Annotated in this window: 17 protein-coding genes; 8 read left to right on the top strand and 9 right to left on the bottom strand. The window is 64.8% G+C overall.

The features are described from left to right. Window positions 1-2 precede the first annotated feature (2 nt). Window positions 3-902 (bottom strand): LysR family transcriptional regulator, encoded by a 900-nt coding sequence (locus ABID59_RS36535; protein ID WP_354086572.1) that lies wholly within the window; start codon window positions 900-902, stop codon window positions 3-5. A 62-nt stretch (window positions 903-964) separates the two neighbouring features. On the opposite strand from ABID59_RS36535, the gene ABID59_RS36530 reads away from it, so the two are divergent. After that, window positions 965-2656 (top strand): FAD-dependent oxidoreductase, encoded by a 1692-nt coding sequence (locus ABID59_RS36530; RefSeq protein ID WP_354086571.1) that lies wholly within the window; start codon window positions 965-967, stop codon window positions 2654-2656. Window positions 2657-2687: 31 nt separating this feature from the next. Then, entirely contained in the window at window positions 2688-3668 is a 981-nt protein-coding gene (locus ABID59_RS36525; protein ID WP_354086570.1) for a Bug family tripartite tricarboxylate transporter substrate binding protein, read from the top strand. 82 nt (window positions 3669-3750) lie between these two features. Here ABID59_RS36525 and ABID59_RS36520 read toward each other — a convergent pair whose 3' ends face one another. Continuing rightward, complete coding sequence (locus ABID59_RS36520) at window positions 3751-3912, bottom strand: hypothetical protein (RefSeq protein WP_354037613.1); 162 nt, start codon at window positions 3910-3912, stop codon at window positions 3751-3753. 331 nt (window positions 3913-4243) lie between these two features. On the opposite strand from ABID59_RS36520, the gene ABID59_RS36515 reads away from it, so the two are divergent. Both ABID59_RS36515 and ABID59_RS36510 read left to right on the top strand, forming a co-directional pair. Continuing rightward, window positions 4244-5515 (top strand): DUF2157 domain-containing protein, encoded by a 1272-nt coding sequence (locus ABID59_RS36515; RefSeq protein WP_354086569.1) that lies wholly within the window; start codon window positions 4244-4246, stop codon window positions 5513-5515. Then, window positions 5512-6105, top strand: coding sequence for a GDYXXLXY domain-containing protein (locus ABID59_RS36510; RefSeq protein ID WP_354086568.1), 594 nt, complete (start codon window positions 5512-5514; stop codon window positions 6103-6105). Before ABID59_RS36515 ends, ABID59_RS36510 begins: the two co-directional genes overlap by 4 nt. Here the strand turns inward: ABID59_RS36510 and ABID59_RS36505 are convergent. After that, the gene (locus ABID59_RS36505) at window positions 6102-7469 is read right to left on the bottom strand and encodes an aminotransferase-like domain-containing protein (RefSeq protein ID WP_502916858.1); all 1368 of its coding nucleotides are present in this window, start codon (window positions 7467-7469) and stop codon (window positions 6102-6104) included. The two genes, ABID59_RS36510 and ABID59_RS36505, sit on opposite strands and share 4 nt — an antisense overlap. A gap of 161 nt (window positions 7470-7630) precedes the next feature. Between ABID59_RS36505 and ABID59_RS36500 the strand changes: the two genes are divergently transcribed. Then, a complete protein-coding gene (locus tag ABID59_RS36500) occupies window positions 7631-8491 on the top strand; it encodes a DMT family transporter (protein WP_354086565.1) in 861 nt (286 codons plus the stop codon). 12 nt (window positions 8492-8503) lie between these two features. Here the strand turns inward: ABID59_RS36500 and ABID59_RS36495 are convergent, their stop codons facing one another. From ABID59_RS36495 to ABID59_RS36485, 3 genes are all read right to left on the bottom strand, one after another. Next, on the bottom strand, window positions 8504-9718 hold the full coding sequence (locus ABID59_RS36495; RefSeq protein WP_354086564.1) for an EAL domain-containing response regulator: 1215 nt from the start codon (window positions 9716-9718) through the stop codon (window positions 8504-8506). A 284-nt stretch (window positions 9719-10002) separates the two neighbouring features. Further along, complete coding sequence (locus tag ABID59_RS36490) at window positions 10003-10428, bottom strand: hypothetical protein (protein ID WP_354086563.1); 426 nt, start codon at window positions 10426-10428, stop codon at window positions 10003-10005. A gap of 395 nt (window positions 10429-10823) precedes the next feature. After that, entirely contained in the window at window positions 10824-11987 is a 1164-nt protein-coding gene (locus ABID59_RS36485; protein WP_354086562.1) for a hypothetical protein, read from the bottom strand. A 342-nt stretch (window positions 11988-12329) separates the two neighbouring features. On the opposite strand from ABID59_RS36485, the gene ABID59_RS36480 reads away from it, so the two are divergent. After that, on the top strand, window positions 12330-12950 hold the full coding sequence (locus ABID59_RS36480; RefSeq protein ID WP_354086561.1) for a LuxR C-terminal-related transcriptional regulator: 621 nt from the start codon (window positions 12330-12332) through the stop codon (window positions 12948-12950). A 40-nt stretch (window positions 12951-12990) separates the two neighbouring features. On the opposite strand, the gene ABID59_RS36475 is transcribed toward ABID59_RS36480, so the two are convergent. The 3 genes from ABID59_RS36475 to ABID59_RS36465 all read right to left on the bottom strand — a co-directional run bounded on the left by ABID59_RS36475 (window position 12991) and on the right by ABID59_RS36465 (window position 14592). Next, the gene (locus ABID59_RS36475) at window positions 12991-13239 is read right to left on the bottom strand and encodes a hypothetical protein (RefSeq protein WP_354086560.1); all 249 of its coding nucleotides are present in this window, start codon (window positions 13237-13239) and stop codon (window positions 12991-12993) included. Window positions 13240-13337: 98 nt separating this feature from the next. Beyond that, window positions 13338-13733, bottom strand: coding sequence for an Hpt domain-containing protein (locus ABID59_RS36470; RefSeq protein ID WP_354037620.1), 396 nt, complete (start codon window positions 13731-13733; stop codon window positions 13338-13340). A 163-nt stretch (window positions 13734-13896) separates the two neighbouring features. Beyond that, window positions 13897-14592 carry a Crp/Fnr family transcriptional regulator gene (locus ABID59_RS36465; RefSeq protein ID WP_354086559.1) on the bottom strand — a complete coding sequence of 232 codons (696 nt, stop codon included), beginning with the start codon at window positions 14590-14592 and terminating at the stop codon, window positions 13897-13899. Between the two features lie 764 nt (window positions 14593-15356). On the opposite strand from ABID59_RS36465, the gene ABID59_RS36460 reads away from it, so the two are divergent. Together ABID59_RS36460 and ABID59_RS36455 are read left to right on the top strand one after the other, a co-directional pair. Next, a complete protein-coding gene (locus tag ABID59_RS36460) occupies window positions 15357-15806 on the top strand; it encodes a response regulator (protein WP_354086586.1) in 450 nt (149 codons plus the stop codon). Between the two features lie 418 nt (window positions 15807-16224). Beyond that, the coding region (locus ABID59_RS36455) for an Hpt domain-containing protein (protein ID WP_354086558.1) at window positions 16225-17009 on the top strand (785 nt) is incomplete at its 3' end.

Here is a 17009-nt window from a genome sequence, read left to right as displayed (position 1 = left end):
ATTCAAGAAACCCGCCCCGCTAGCACCGTCCGTACCGTCGCCACGAACGCCTGCGCCGCCGGCGACAGCGATCGGCCCTGCCGCTGCAGCAGCGACACCGGTCGCGTGATGGCCGGCCGCACCAGAGGCCTTGCGATCAGGGTCGGAAACTGATCGGCCGGCAGCATCGTGGCGGGAAGAATGGCAAGTCCCAGCCCCTGAGCCGTCATGGCGAGCGCGGTGTTGATCAGCGCCACTTCATGGGTGGGCGTGAGCCGCTTGCCCTGCGCGCTCAGCGCCAGATCGATTTGCATGCGGATGCGCGTCTCGCGCCGCATCGCGATTGTCGGCCACTCGGCCAACTCGTCCCATGTCAGCGACGGCTGCGCGGCGAAGTCGGCTGTGCGCCGGCCGATCGCACTCAGCCTGCCGCGGGTCAGGGTCTCGATCGTCATCTCAGGCAATTCACCTTCCACGCTGCCGATCGCGAATTCCGCGTCCGTCGACATCATGCGTGGAACGAGATCGTCGGCCGCCATGTCGCGCATGTCGATCTCGATGTCAGGAAAGCCTGCGCGGAATTTTGCCAGCACCGGCGGCAGCAGCGCCGAGGCCGCGCCGGCCGACGCCAGAAACGCAACGCGGCCGGCGCGCGCCTGCGCGAGGTCGCGCATGCGTCGTGACAGGCCGAGCGCATCGCTCAGCATCCGTTCGGCGGATTGATAGGCCTCGTCGGCCGCCGGCGTCGGCTGCACGGAGCGCGTGGAGCGGTCAAACAACCTGACGCCGAGCTGGACCTCGAGCTGCTGGATCAGGAGGCTTGCGGCGGATTGCGTGATTCCCAGCTCGCGCGCCGCCCGCGTGATGCTGCGCGTACGATACACGCCGGTAAAGGCCCGCAGCTGCCGCAGGGTGACGTTCATAGGCAAAGCTCATGAATTGATGAGTTCTTTCCGGCTAATCTTATAACCGAGCCTGCAATAAAATGCATGCTGCGCAAGCGGCAAAGTTCGCGGCCTTGGGATGGAGACAGACCGTGAGGACACAGGTCCTGATCGTGGGTGCCGGCCCGGTCGGATTGACCGCGGCGATGGATCTGGCCTCGCGCGGCATCGACGTCGTCGTCGCCGAGATCCGCCATGCCGGTGATCCGCCCAACGTCAAATGCAATCACGTGTCGGCGCGCTCGATGGAAGTGTTCCGGAGGCTCGGCGTGGCGACAAAGCTGCGCGATGCGGGCCTGCCCGCGGACTTCCCGAACGATTGCTCCTACCGGACCACGGCGACCGGCATCGAGCTCTGCCGTATCGACATTCCTTCCCGCGCGCGCCGCTACAGCGCGACCGGCGGCCCCGACACCTGGTGGCCGACGCCGGAGCCGCCGCACCGGATCAATCAAGTCTATCTCGAGCCGATCCTGTTCAGCCACGCCGCCGCCCAGGCGGGCATCACTATTCTGGCGCGCACGGAAATCACTGAGATCGAGCAGGACGATGACCACGCGGTTGCGCGTGCGCGCAATCTCGACAGCGGAGAGACGCTTCGAATCGAAGCCAGTTTTATCATCGGGTGCGACGGCAGCCGCTCGTTGGTTCGCAAAGCGATTGGAGCAAGCCTGTCCGGAACGCCGGTGATTCAGCGCGTACAATCGACCTTTATCGAAGCGCCGCAACTGAAGGAGTTGATGGGGGCGCACAAGCCGGCCTGGATGGTGCTGTCGCTCAACCCGCGACGCTCGGGCACGACGGTGGCGATCGACGGTCACGACCGCTGGCTGATCCACAACCACCTCAGGCCCGACGAGCCCGAGTTCGACTCGGTCGATCGCGACTGGTCGATCCGCGCCATTCTCGGCGTCGACGAGCGTTTCGAATACAAGATTGTCAGCAAGGAAGACTGGGTCGGGCGCCGGCTGGTGGCCAATCGCTTCCGCGACCGCAGGGTATTCATCTGCGGCGACGCCGCGCATCTGTGGATGCCCTATGCGGGCTATGGCATGAACGCCGGCATCGCCGACGCCGTCGATCTCTGCTGGCAATTGGCGGCGCATCTGAACGGCTGGGCGTCCGCTGCGATGCTCGACGCCTACGAGGCAGAGCGCCAGCCCATCACCGACCAGGTGTCGCGCTTTGCGATGGACCACGCGATGAAGATGATGGCGCAGCGCGGCGGCGTATCGGCAGAGATCGAGGACGACACGCCGCGGGGCCACGCGGCGCGCGCGGCACTGGCCAAAGCAGCCTATGATCTCAACGTGCAGCAATATTGCTGCGCCGGATTGAACTTCGGCTATTACTACGACACCTCGCCGATCATCGCTTATGATGGCGAGACCCCGCCGGTTTACGCGATGGGCAGCTTCACCCCCTCCACCGTGCCGGGCGCACGCGCGCCGCACGTTTTCCTGCGCGACGGGCGATCACTCTACGACGCATTCGGTACGGGCTACAATCTCTTGCGGTTCGATCCGGCGATCGATGTGGCACGATTGCAGTCCGCCGCAGAAGCGCGTGGCGTTCCGCTCACACTGATCGACATCGCGCCGGACGAGGTCAACGGCGCCTATGCCGAGAAGCTCGTGCTGGTGCGGCCCGACCAGCACATCGCCTGGCGCGGGCAGGCGACGCCTGAAGATCCACAAGCATTGTTGGCGCGTCTCACCGGCGTGGCGGCGTAAGCAATTCATAAAAGAGACCAGGGAGGAGAGCGTGTTTCACGTTGCAAGGCGCCGCATTCTGGCCGTGCTGTCGGGTGCGGTTCTCGCCGCGTTGCCGCTACAGGCAGTCGACGCGGCCTATCCGGAGCAGTTGATCAAGATCATCGTGACCTTCCCGCCCGGCGGCAGTGCCGACACCGTCATCCGCGCGCTCGAGCCGCTCGTCACCGCCGAGCTCAGGCAGAGCCTGGTGATCGAGAATCGCGCCGGGGCCGGGGGCAATATCGGCATGGCGGCTGTCGCTCAGGCCAAGCCCGACGGCTACACGCTCGGCGTCGCGCCGGCGGGCGCGCTGACGGTGAATCCGCACCTCAATTCGTCGATGCCGTTCGATCCGAAGGATCTCGCGCCGATCACGCTGCTTGCGGAAATTCCGTTCGTGCTGGTCTCGTCGGCCGACATTCCCGCGCACAACGTTGCGGAGGCGATCGCACTCGCCAAGGCGAAGCCCGGCGCGCTGTCGATCGGCCATGGCGGCAATTCGACGGCGATGCATTTGACGGCCGCGCTATTCACGCAGAAGACGGGGATCGACATGGAGCTGGTCCCGTATCGCGGCACGGCGCCGGCGTCGGTCGACGTTCTCGCAGGCCATGTGCCCTTCGCGGTGCTGGACATTCCTGCGTCGATGCAATTGATTCTCGACGGCAAGCTCAACGCGATCGGCGTGTCTTCGGCACGCCGTGTTCCGTCCCTGCCCGACGTGCCGACGCTCGCCGAGAGCGGCATTGCGGGCTTCGAATCCGTCGGCTGGTTCGGGCTGGTCGCTCCTTCAGGCACGCCTCTGGACATCGTCGTCAGACTGAATGAGGCCTTCGTAAAAGCCCTGAAGGACCCATCGGTGGCCGGGAGGATCCAGACCCTCGGCGCAGAGCCCGCCCCGACGTCCCCGGAAGAGTTTGGCCGCTTCATTCAGAGCGAAAGCGCGAAATGGGGCAAGCTGATCAGCGAGGCCGGCATCAAGGCGAACTAGCGCTGCCGTTTCGAGTTACGTTGACAATGCACAAAATTGCGCGGCGCGCCCGACCATGAGCGCGCCTGAACTAGGTAGCGTGTCACACGAACTGGAAGCGCCGCCCAGCCGCGTCCGCTTCGATGAGCTCAACAGCGTCAGTGCCGATCAGGCGCTTTGCAATGATGACATCGTGCTCCTGTTTTGCCCGACGTGTCAAACGCCGCGCGAGGTCATCCGAAGTCGCCGACGCTGCGGTCGCCATTTATCTCTGCCGACCTCCGAAAGCGTGATTGGAAACCTGGCGGCAGTGTCGCCAACAACTAGCTACAGTGTCGATTCCGACCCACCTCCACCCGGCGTGCGCCGCTCTCCAAATTTTACCCACCGCATCAGATGCTTCGCCGGTTGCAGCGCGCCTCGCGCCGGCAGCCGCCGTCTACTGTGCATGGGGTTGTTTTCGACTTTTTTGTCGTCAGGCCGGGGAATGCCCCTCAGCGCGGTGATAGGTTGAACCTGCCACCGGCGCGATTCGACCAACATCCCGCGGCCGGCAGGGAGCCAGCCGCAGGCCAGCCGTCAGGTGATCCACCACGATGTTCGACAAGACCTACCGGCAGCGCCTCGAAGCTGATCTTGCGCAATGGGAGGCCGATGGCGTGATTGCGCCGGCGGCCGCCGCCTCCATTCGTGGTGCGCTGCCGCCGCTGTCGCCGGGCATCAACATCGCGGTGATCGTTGCCATCGTCGGGGGCCTGTTGATCGCGGCCGCCTTCCTTGCCTTCGTCGCGGCGCATTGGACCGAGATCGCGCGGCTGTTGCGGTTCGCGATCCTGCTTGCCGGCATGATCGTCGCCGGCGGCCTCGGGGCGTGGTTCGCGGCGAGCGGCCGCATTGTTCTCGCCGACCTCTGTTCGAGCATCGGCGCGATCATCTACGGCGCAGGCATCGCGCTGGTCGGCCAGATGTATCATCTCGGCGATGATTTTGCCGGCGGCATGCTGTTGTGGTCGATCGGCGCATTTGCCGCGGCGCTGCTGACCGGCTCGCGCGGCGCGCTTGCGGTCGGGCTCGCGGCCGCCTGCATCTGGACCTGCATGCGCGCCTATGATGCGCCGGACGCCCTTCACCTTCAATTCGTGGTGGTCTGGCTGATCGCCGCCGCTATCGCGCTCGCGTGGCATTCCCGGGTCGCTGCCCATCTCGTCGCGATCGCGGTGCTGCCGTGGTGGATCGCGACGTCGCTGCGCTTCGACGTCGATGGCGTCCAGCCGTCGTTCGTGCTGGCGAACGGCGCGGCCCTGCTGTTCGGCGGCGGGCTCGCGATCGCCGCCGTGCCGTCGCCGCGGGCGCACCGGCTTGGATCCGTCCTGGCGATCTATGGCGCGTTCGCGCTGGCCGTCGTCGCCTTCCTGGAGGTGACAACGGTCGACGATCTCTTCCGCCTTCGGACAAGCACGACCGCGGCCCAACCATCGTGGGCGATCATGTGCGGCGTCGCGGGTGTGGTGCTCGCGCTCGCATCCGCCGGCGTGACCAGGCGTGCCGGCGAAATCCTCGCGGCCTGCGCGATCGGGCTCGTGCTGCTCGCTGCGCCGATCTGGCCGGCATCTGCGGCGGGCGAGCCCTGGTTCGCTTATGCCGCGCTGCTCTGCGCCATGCTGTGCCTCGTCGTCTCCGGCGTGCTCGACGATGTGCGTCCGCGGATCGTCGCCGGCTGGCTCGGTATCGCCGGCGTCATCGCCGCGATCACCTGGGCGGTGAAGGGCTCGCTGCTGCGCCGCTCGGCCTTCCTGGCGGTGGCCGGCGTCATTGCCGTCGTATTCGCAACCGCACTCAATCGCGCGCTGCCGAGGGCTGAACGATGATCAAGCTCGCCGCGCTATGGCAGCGTATCCCGAAGCCCGTGCTGTTCGGTGCCGCCATCCTGCTGCAATGCGCGCTGCTGGTTCTGATGGTTGCCGACCGCGTGAAGATCCTGCGCGAAGGCCGTGAGGTGATTTTGCAGACCCGGCCGCTCGATCCCCGCGATCTCCTGCGCGGCGACTATGTCGTGCTCGGCTACGACATCTCGCAGGTGCCGGCAGGTGCGCTCGCCGGCCAGCCGACCGCCGAGCGCAATCCGATCGTGTTCATCAAGCTCGCACCCGATGCCAACGGCCTCTATCAGGCGGTTTCCGTGCATGCCGCGCCTGTGACGGTCACGGCGCCCGACGTGCTGATCCGCGGCCGCGTCGTTTATTCCTGCGGTTCGAGTGGCCGCACCTTCTGCGACAAGCTGCAGATCAGATACGGCCTCGAAAGCTATTTCGTGCCGGAAGGCGAGGGCAAGACGCTCGAGCAGGCCCGCAACCAGCAAAAGCTGCGCGTCGTCGCCGCCGTGCTGCCCTCAGGCCGCGCCGCCATCAAGCGGCTGTTGCTCGATGGCCAGCCGGTCTATGAGGAGCCGTGGTACTAGCGATTGGGCTGTGCCTTTAGCGCTCGCCGCAGCACGTCCCAGATCCGTGGATCGCTCATATGCGCCACGTTGAAGCGCATGGAATTCGACGCCGATTGCGACACGCTGAACACGTTGCCGGGCGCGAGCACCACGTCCTCTTCGAGCGCGGCGCGTGCAACGGCGGTGGCATCATGCCCGTCGGCGAGGTGGCACCACAGGAAGAAGCCGCCGCGCGGCATCAGCCAGGGCTCGATGCCCAACGCCCCGAGCTTTCGCGCGACGTCGCGTCGGGTGCGCGCGAGCTTTTGCCTGAGCTCGTCCATGTGCTTGCGGTAACTGCCGCCGGCCAGAACCTTGGCGATGATCTCGGTCGCGACCGGGCTCGGGCCACCAAAGCTGGTGGCGACCTGGAGGTCGACGAGATGCTCGACCCAGTCGGCGCGCGCAGCGATGTAGCCGCAGCGAACCGAGGCCGAGAGCGTCTTGGAGAAGCTGCCGATGCGGATGACGCGGTTCAGGCCATCCAGCGCGGCAAGGCGCGGCGATCGCTCCGGCTCGAAGTCGCCAAAAATGTCGTCCTCGATGATGGTGAGGTCATGCGCAGCCGCCGCGGTCAACAGCCGGTGCGCGGTCTGGAGGGAAAGCGTCGCGCCGGTCGGATTGTGCAGCGCTGAATTGGTGATGTAGAGCCGCGGCCGCTCGCCGCTAAGAATCTGTTCGAAGCGCGCGACATCAGGGCCCGACGGCGTGTAGGGCACGCTGACGATGTTCGCCTGATGCGCGCGCAGCAGCGCACGAAAATCGAAGTAGCAAGGATCGTCGACCAGCACGGTGTCGCCGGGACGGAGCAGGAAGCGGCAAATCAGGTCGGTTGCCTGCGTGCCCGAGCCCGTCAGCATCAGCTGGCTGATCGAGGCCTCGATCTCGTCTTCGGCGAGGCGCGCGAGCAGCAGCCGGCGCAGCGCAAGCGAGCCGGATGTCGAGCCGTAATTGGTCAGCACGCTCGCGTCGGTGCGGGCAAGCGCGCGGGCGGCGCGCCGCAACGCTGCTTCCGGCATCCACTCCGGCGGCAGCCAGCCGCAACCGGGTTTTGGCACGGCCGCATCGGTGTCGAGCGACTGCCTGGAGACCCAGAACGGATCGACCGCCCGATCGCGGCGCGGCTCGACCTCGGTCAAGGCGAGCGGCGGCGTGACCGTCGGCGATACATAGAAGCCCGCGCCGCGGCGCGCGCGGATCAGGCCTTCGGCGGCGAGGCGATCATAGGCCTCCACCACCGTGGACGGCGAGACGCGCATCGTGGCGGCAAGGCTGCGGATCGCCGGCAGGCGGTCGCCGGCACCAAGCGCGCGTCCGGCGATCTTGGCGCGGATCGCGCTCATCACGTCTATGGTCCGGGTGCCGCCGCGCCCCTTCGTTCGCGCTTCGATGTCCAAGGTGTACTGCCTTCCACACCAATACAGATTGGCCGGATTGTACTGGATTGTCACTGGTCTCGCCACCGCCGAAGGCCGAAGATGGCAACTCAAAAAGTGGGACGGACATGCAATCTGCGGGCAGCGGCTGGGGCAACGGGCTTCTCGGCGTCATCATCTTCAGCGGCTCGCTGCCGGCGACGCGCGTCGCGGTCGGCGGCTTCTCCGCGCTGTTCCTGACGTCGGCGCGGGCAATCATCGCGGCGCTGATCGGTGCGGCCGTACTCGGCTTGCTGCGCCAGGCGTGGCCGGCGCGCCGGGATCTCGCCTCGTTGACCATCGTCTCCATCGGCGTCGTGGTCGGCTTCCCCTTGCTGACGGCGCTGGCGCTCCAGCACATCACCTCGGCGCACTCGATCGTCTTCATCGGCCTGCTGCCGCTGTCGACCGCGATCTTCGCCGTGCTGCGTGGCGGCGAGCGGCCGCAGCCGCTGTTCTGGCTGTTCGCAATTCTCGGCAGCGCCACGGTGGCAGGCTTTGCCCTCTCGAATGACGGCACCGCATCAGTCGCTGGCGATCTCCTGATGGTGGCCGCGATCGTGCTGTGCGGGCTCGGCTACGCCGAGGGTGCCGCGCTGTCGCGCCGGATTGGCGGCTGGCAGGTCATCTCCTGGGCGTTGCTTTTGGCGCTGCCGCTGATGCTGCCCGTCATGATCTGGACCTGGCCGTCGACATGGAGCGGCGTCGGTGCGCCGGCCTGGATCGGGCTCGCTTATGTCTCGATCTTCAGCATGTTCGTCGGATTCATCTTCTGGTATCGCGGGCTAGCGATCGGCGGCATCGCTCGCGTCGGCCAGTTGCAGCAGCTCCAGCCGTTCTTCGGCCTGGCGCTGGCCGGCTTCCTGCTGCACGAGCCAGTCGCCTGGAGCATGGTCGCCGCGACCGCGCTCGTCGTCGTCTGCGTGTTCTTCGCGCGACGATATGCCTGAGGCCCTCGCGCTTCACTCTTGCCCCATCACCGTCCGCGTCAGCGCGCTTCTTGCAAATTTCTTCAATGGCATCGGCTTGCCGAACAGATAGCCCTGCACGAGGTCGAAACCGAGCTCGTTGGCGGCCACCAGGTCGGCTCGGCTTTCGATGCCTTCGGCCGCCGTGCGCACACCGTAACCATGCGCGAGTTCGACGATATGGCTGCACACCGTCCGCTTCAGGCGATCATTGCCGCAGCCGGTGATGAATTGCCGGTCGGCCTTCAGGTTGATGAAGGGGATATTGTCCAGGCCCATCAGCTCCGGCCAGTTGGCGCCGAGATTGTCGATCGACAGGCCGATGTTGTGGAAGCGCATTTCGCGCGCAGCTTCGGTGAGGAATTCGATGTCGTGGATCGCCTCTTCGCTGGCGATCTCGACCGTCAGTCCGCCGAAGGCCGGATGCGTCGGCACGCGGCGGCAGAGATCGCGCACGGCCTGCGGCTCCCGGAGGTAGGGCGCAGGCAGGTTGATCGACAGATCGACTGCGCTCTGCCGCTCCAGGAGATAGTGCCAGTCCTGCAGCGCGCGCTCGATCACGAACTCCGAGAGGGCGCGGAAATGCGGATCATGGGCCTCGGGAATGAAATAGGCCGGCGGCACCACGCCCCAGGTCGGATGCCGCATCCGCACCAGCGCCTCGGCGCCGCAGCGGACCAGCGAGCGCGCGTCGATTTTCGACTGGTACCAGAGCTCGAGCCAGCCCGCATGCAGGGCCTCGCCGACATGCACGGCCGGGCTCGGTGCCGGCTCCTCGGGCAGCAGCATCGCCACGCGCTCGCGCAGCGTCTCCGCGGCAAAGGGCGTCGTGAGCGGCGGCAGCATCGCAAGTCCATATTCCTCGCCGACCTGCTGTACCGCCTTCAGGATGATCGACTCGCGCGCGCCGACCGCTACCACCTTGCCGGCAAAGGCCTCGCGCACCAGCGTCTCCAGAAATTTTCCCGGCTCGATGCCATCAGCGGCGACGCCGAACAGGATCAGGTCCGGCAATTCGCTGGCAAGCACCGTTTGCAGCTCGTCCGCGCTGCCGCATTCGCTGGTGACGAAGCCGAGATCCTCGAGCACGTCGCTCAGGAAGGCGCGCAGATGGCGCTTGCCGTCGGCCACGCAGGCGCGCGGCGTCACCTTTCGCCGTCCGAAGGTCTTAGGCCTCCGCTCGGCGACTTCACTGATCCCATCACTCATCGCACACCACTCCCGTTTCGTGACGGTGGTGTTACCGATATGAGCGGATTCAAATATGGAGAGCTTCAGTCGATTGTCGAATTATCCGGGTAACGTTAAAGCCGCCATCATATGTAAAATTGTCCGATTATCTTCGAGAAGATTTCACTTTCGCCGGCGTTTTGCGCGCAGCGGCGCGGCAATCGCTGAGATTTCCAAGAGGACGCCGACCGCACGTGAGCGCAGCCGGTGTCCTGCAATTGGACGAAGCTGCGCGCGCTTCGCCCAAATCAATAACGCCGGTATCAGTTGGCCGTCGCCTTGTCGTGTTCGGCCATGCCGACGGCCTTGTAGTCATAGGTCGGATAGAATTCGGTGCGGTACGGCCCCCAGGCGGTGTCCTCGATGATGCGGTTGACCTCGCGCAGCCGCGAGGCCGGCAGCCGCAGCGTGACCACCTGGCCGATCCCCATCATCACGTACCAGCTCACGACCTCCACGCCCGCCGGTGGAAAGGCTTTGCGGAAGCCTTGCCTGTCGAGCTGCGCGTTCAGCTCACTGAGCGGACGCGACTGGTCGTGCTTGAAGAAGACGGTGAGCAGCACGGCATTGTCGGCGGTCGGCGCGGCGTTGCCGGAGGGCGGTGCCGTCTGCGCCATCGTCGCCGGTGTGAGCGCGCATGCGCCCGTCAGCCACGCCGTCACCATCAACACCAGTCGGATTGATCTCATCGCCTATCTCCTTCCCAATGCAGCATGCGATGCATCGGAGAATAGGAGCGATACGTTCAGTCCACGAATTCATTTTCGCGCGATGCGCGCATGTTCCCCCGCCGCGCGTGTCAGTCATGCGACAACTCGCGCAGGCGCCGGGCCGACAAGTGTGAAGCACCTCACATGCGTCTTGCTGCACCTGCGCTATTGGTCCACCTAGCCGGTGGTGGGCTGTCAGGGATTGCAGCTATGACGACGCGGCGATTGATCTATTGGTGGTTCAGGTTCGTGATGTCAGGGCGATTTCTCGATCGCTTCCTGTGCCTGCCGCACGCGCCCGAATAGCGGGGAGACATTTTCTGTTTGAGCATGATCTTGTCGGAAAACCGCTTCACATTTTTCCGGATCATGCTCTAAGTCGCCCCGATCAATTTGCGAAGCGCCGCCGCGCCGTCCTGCACGGCGTCGCGGCCCTTCCAGGCCAGATAGCTCAGCTTGCCGCCCAGCGTTTCCTGGCTGCGCAGCCGGCGCGATCCGAGGATGTGACCGACATTGGCGGGGAAGCGGCTGACCTCGGCCGACACCAGCGCCGCGATCGCATCCATCAGTTGCTGAAGCCGGGCGCCCCATTCGCTCTGCTCGATGCCGTCGATGCGAAGCTTGAGCGCGTGTTCGGCCTCGTAGATTTCGGTGAGCAGGTCGCGCGCGACGAGGAAACGGTTGTGGCGAAGTGCGATCCGCAGGGCGAGGCGCTTGTCGTCGAGCCGGTCGAGCACCATGGGAACGACGCAAGCATAGGGCGCCGCTGCAATGTCGGCGGCGCTCTTGCTCGCGGCCGCATTGGTCGCAAGGTATGCGAGCTGCCAGAATGTCTTCAGGCGCCTCGCCACCAGCGCCAGTGCAAAAGGCAGCGCATTGGGATTGGCCTTCTTGAACGCGTCGAGCCGCGCGGTGATCTGGGCGACCTGGCCGTCGTCGAATTTCGTGATGGTCTCGGGCAGCTTCGCGTTGAACTTCGGCAGTGCGTCGCCGGCGCGCAGCACCTGCTGCATCTTCTTCACGTCGTTGAAGGCGGTCCGCGAAGCCGTGTATTGCGCGAGCTTGCCGCGCGCGAACTCTGTGCTCTCGGCCGAGGCGAGCGTGTTCTCGAGCACCTTGACGACCTTGAACTGAAAGGTCGTCGCGATCTTCAGCACTTCCTTGGGATTGTTGGCGGTGACCTGGTCGTTGATCGCCTTGACGTAGTCGCGCGCCATGGTCGGCAGCAGGTCGCGGCAGATCCATTCCCAGATCGGGGTGAGCGTGTTGCGCGAGATCCGCCCCGCATTGGCGTGCTCGGGCGCGCCGTCGATCAGGAGCAGCTCGAGCGGCGCGAAGAAGTAGCGCGAAGGATTGGTGGCGCGCGCCTGGTTCGATCCGTCCTTGCGGAACTCGGCGCGCAGTTTTGCCTGCACGCCGGCCGATCCCGGCATGTCGATGCCGCACGATTCGAGCCGCTCGAGTTCGCTCAGCAGACAGCTGCGCGACAACGGTGTCAGCTTCTGCAGGAACTCCGAAAGCTGGTCGACCTCGTCCATGGCACGCAATCTCTCGCAACGATTCCAGCAGGCCTTACCGGCGGCCCAGTGCATGGAGGCATTTGCGCGCTCTCAATTGTGACAAAGAGAAGCAGGCCGCCGTTAATTTATCCGTAAAATCCGGGGCGCCGCGGGCAAGCGAGTCGCGATCGTTGAGGATGCCTCCGGCACTCTGCTTATGATTTAGGCAGGTTTATCAACCCTGACATGGTCAAATATCCCCGCCTGCAAGCATAAATTGTGCCTGCGTCGCCTTTTCCGCACAGAAGCGACGAAATCACCGTAGTCTTACGGAGAAAAAAGTTAACCACAGACCGCCCCGGGTTCCGCTACACAAGTCACATGGGGTCACAGAACGATACGGTTGCTGATTCGCGGCCGTCGGAATGGTTCGAAAGCAGCACTGCTCCGACCGAAGAGCTCGATTTCGTCCGGCTGAATGCCGCCCGCGCCAAGGCGGCCGACGAGATGGGTGCGGCCATCGCCCGCGAGCTCAACGGTCCCCTGACCGCGCTCCTGCTCTACATGGGCGAGATCAAGCACCACAGCGACCAGCTCGCGCCCGTCTCGGCGGACCGTGCCTATTTGCAGCAGGTGGTGGAGAACGCACTGGCGCAGACCGAGCGCGTCTGCGGCCTGGTCAAGCAGCTCGCCGGCTCTCACAAGGGCGCGTTGCCTGCGCCGTCCACAACCGAGGATGCCGAGTCGAGGGCCGGCCGCGTGCTGCCGGCGCCGCGCGAGGCGGGCTCCGAATTATCGAGCCTGTCGGGCAAGCGGTTGACCAAGCGCGAGCGTGAAGTGCTGCGGCTGATCAGCGAGGGATTTTCGAACAAGCAGGGGGCGCTCCGGATGCAGATCAGCCCGCGCACCTTCGAGAGCCATCGGGCCGAAGCGATGCGCAAGCTCGGCGCGCGCAACACCGCGGACCTTGTCCGCGCGGCGCTGCTGCATTCGATCGATTGAGGCCGTCGTCTGGCGCCGCCTGATGGCGGCGCGGTCGCGCCTAAAAATAATCCTCGGCGAAGGGGCGCACGCGCGAATTGGACCGCCGCGCCTTCGGCTCTTCCTTCGGGGCACTTGGGATGATGATGATGGTCCAGCGCGGCGGGATCGTCGAATCCTGCTCCAGCACCGAGCGGACAAAACCCGTCACCGTGGACTCGCCCGCCTTCACCGTGGCCATCCGGCCGTTGAACTGCGCGATGCGGAAGCGACGGACCTCTTTCTGGTCCGCAGTCTCATAGGTGAACATGGAAACCCTCCTGGTTTCCGGCGACTATCGCCACCTATGATTAGTCATCTGTGAAAATTGCAAACCGTATAAGTACGGCGGGGTGCAGGCGGCGATGGTCAGTCCTGCGGTTCCTGCGCCTTCGCGGCGGTGAAAGCCTCATCCATCTGCTGCCGTAGATCGCTGAATTCGGCGTCGTCCAGGGTGCCGGCGGTGCTCTCGAGCCGCAGCGCCAGCGCCGCGAGCCTGAGATAGCCGAACGTCCTGGCCGTGCTCTTCAGCGAATGCGCCTCGCGCGTGATCCGGCCACGATGCTGGCCGAGCGCGAGCGTATGAAACAGCTTGAGCCGCGCGCTCGTCTCGCTCCAGAACACCGCGCGCACTTCACAGGCGCCGTCCTCGCCGATCTCGCGCACGAGCACGATGAACGCGCCAGGCTCGCGCAGCGGTTCAAGCTCGCGCAGGGGCGCGGTAGCGAGCGCGCCCTGCGCGGGCGCGAAAGCGGCGTCGAACATGGTGTCCCGGTCCCCGTGATGCGCGTCGCGGTGCGAGGCGTCCGGGATATCTACGCCATCCCGATTTCGGTTCTGGTCTCGAGATATGCGGTCTTTGCAGGCGGCGTTAAGCACTTGCTTTACCATGCGCCGCAAGCACTTCTTTTGGTACGCGCCGCGCCCGTCAGGGCCCGAGCAGCCGGTCGTACTGGGCCTTGACCGTGGCGTAGCATTCGCACGCCGTCTGGCGCAGCCCCTCCAGATTGAGGATTTGGATGTGTCCGCGGCTGTAGTGGATGAAATTGGCCTGCTGCAAGGTATTGGCGACCAGCGACACGCTGTTGCGCCGCGCCCCGATCATCTGCGCCATGGCCTCCTGGGTCAGCAGCAGCCGGTAGTCGCCCGACAAATCATGGGTGTGCAGCAGGCAGCGCGACAGCCGCGCCTCCACCGGATGCGCTGCGTTGCAGCCCGCGGTCTGCTGCACCTGCGCGTAGACCGCGAGCCCGTGGCGCGTTAGCAGCGTCCGCAGGGTGGAGCTCTGTTCGGCCGCCATGCGCAGCCGATCGAGGTCCATCATCGATGCGACGCCGGGAACCAGCACGACTGCCGTGTTCAGCGCGCAGGCATCGCCCATGGTCGAGAGTGTCCCGAGCAGGCTGTCACGGCCGATCATGGCCACCTGCACATGCTCGCCCTTGGCAAGTTTCACGACCAGCGAGATCACGCCACGGTGCGGGAAATAGGCGCGCTTGAGCGTTTCGCCGGTTTCGACCAGCACCGCATCATGCGGCAGATCGACCGTGCGCAGATGTGCACGGATCAATTCATAATCGTCTGCCGACAGTGCTGATAGGAAACCGTTGGATGGGCGTACCATCGTTTCCAAATCTGCCTCCCGTCTCCTCCGCCGGAGGAACGCCCGCCCCCGCATTCGCTGTCCTCGGCAAGTTCCATCATGTTCGCGGCGGGATATATTGGCAATTGGTTCGTTGTTCACAGCTGCGCCCATCGCCTTGATACCCGCTTGGTGTGCACGCTGCATGCAGCCGAGATCGCCTCCGTGCCCGCCGATCGATGATTTCGAGTAGGCGTGTCGCAGCGCTACGCCTTCACCCAAGACAGTCTTTCTGACCAATTCAGTCGCGATTGAGATGAGGCGCAACAGAGCGAAGTCGGCAGCATCGAGCATTCGCAGCAATTGGTTGGGCGCTGGTCCGCTTGGCTGCGCGCCAAATAGATATATCTCATTGGTTGTGTTGATGTCTATATACCCGTTGAAGGGCAGACAGCCTGCCGCATTTGCGGCGGAAATGAGAACTGCGCGCTGATTCGTGCGTGCGCCCGGCGAGCCAGTCCTGCGTCATCAACCGGGAATGAGTGGCAAGGGGGCCTTCATGAGCCGGAAACGGGCAATCGACGGCAGGCATTGCATCCGCATGTTCATCGGTTGCCAGCTGCTCCGCACCACCTTTCTCCCTCGTCGATTCTTTTCAGCCGTCAGCAATTGCCTCGCGCCATTGAGTGACCTGGCCGCAGATCTCGCGTTCTTCCTGTTCGCGTGCTGCACAAGTTCGACTGTGCGCGCGGACATCACCATTTCAATGCAAGCGAGAGGAGAACGGCGTGCGCTACGGTGCAATTATTGAATCGCCGAAACGAGAAACTCGAACGACGACAGAAAGCTCGCGCCATATTCTGGTCGTCGACGACGACCCGATGGTGTGCATGGCCATCGAAATCTATCTCCAGCGAAACGGTTTTCGGGTGACGATTGCCGACGGGGGAGAAGCGGGACTTCGCGCGCTCGAGCATCAACAGTTCGACCTGATGATCGTCGACATCTTCATGCCGCATATGCGCGGCTTCGAATCGATCCGGTTCTTTCATGACCATGCACCCGCCATTCCGCTGATCGCGATGTCCGGCTACGCCTTTGCAGATCTGAACTCGCCCGCGCCCGACTTCCTGAGGATGGCGCTCGAGCTCGGCGCCGCGCGCTGCCTGCGCAAGCCGTTCACGCCGAACGCGCTGCTCGCTGCCGTCAAGGACTGTCTTGCCGAACGTCATGCCGCTGCTGCGCGGCTGGGTTAGCGCGTTATTGTCCGCGACGCTCGCGAGGTAAGAATCCGTTTACCGCGAGCGCGATCCTTGCGGATTTCAGCACAACATCGATAGACGGTCGCAGAGGCGATTTCGGTCGCGCGTGATTTGTTTCAATTCGCGCGGTCCGTGCATATCTCCCGATTCTGGCGGGATTTTTCTGCGCCTATCCCGGCGCTGTTATCGGCGCGTTTACCTGTTGCGCTTTCGGCCCGATGCCGCATGCGGGATTCGCCGAAAACCGCAGCCTCGCGCGGTCGAACAGCAAACTTCGCTTCAATATCCGTATTAGCACGGAGGATGAAATTAACGGGACCGTGAAATGGGTTGTCTAACGATCTAGGAGCGGACTTCCGCCGATTCCAAGCGCGGTGCAGGCGTCGAGGTCAGCTCAGTCAAGGCGTAGCTCATGGATGATCTGTTACGGGAGTTTCTGACGGAGACCAGCGAGAGCCTGGACACCGTGGACAATCAGCTGGTGAAGTTCGAGCAGGAGCCGAACAACGCCAAGATCCTGGATAACATCTTCCGCCTGGTCCACACCATCAAGGGTACGTGCGGCTTCCTCGGACTGCCGCGGCTCGAAGCGCTGGCGCATGCCGGCGAGACGCTGATGAGCAAGTTCCGCGACGGCATGCCGGTGACCGGCCCGGCGGTGACGCTGATCCTGTCCTCGATCGACCGCATCAAGGAGATCCTCGCAGGGTTAGAGGCGACCGAAGCCGAGCCCGAAGGCACCGACCGCGACCTCATCGACAAGCTGGAAGCGATGGTCGAGCAGGGCATGGCGGCAATGGCTGCGGGGGCTCCTGCTCCCGTTGCTGACGCGCCGCCGCTGGTGCCGGACGCCCCCATTGCCGCGGCGCCTACTCCCGCCAAGGAGCTGACCACGGGCGCGCTGATCGACCAGACCCTGGAGCGTCCGCTGCGTCCGGGCGAGGTGTCGCTGGACGAGCTCGAGCGCGCCTTCCGCGAGACCGCGATCGAAGCGCCGGCGCCCGTTGTCGAGGTCAAGGCCGCGCCCGTCGCTGAGGCGCCCGCGCCCGTTGCCAAGGAAGCTGCCAAGGAAGCTGCCAAGGAAGCTGCCAAGGAAGCTGCGAAGCCGCCCAAGGAGAAGGCCGCGCCGAAGAAGTCGATGGCCGACGAGGGGGCCAGCGAAGGCGACCGCATCGCCAACCAGTCGATCCGCGTCAA

The organism is Bradyrhizobium sp. S3.3.6 (assembly GCF_040546905.1).
Classification (GTDB): Bacteria; Pseudomonadota; Alphaproteobacteria; order Rhizobiales; family Xanthobacteraceae; genus Bradyrhizobium; species Bradyrhizobium cytisi.
Note: the sequence above shows the minus strand (reverse complement) of the source record. Positions and strands in the feature narration are given on the sequence as shown.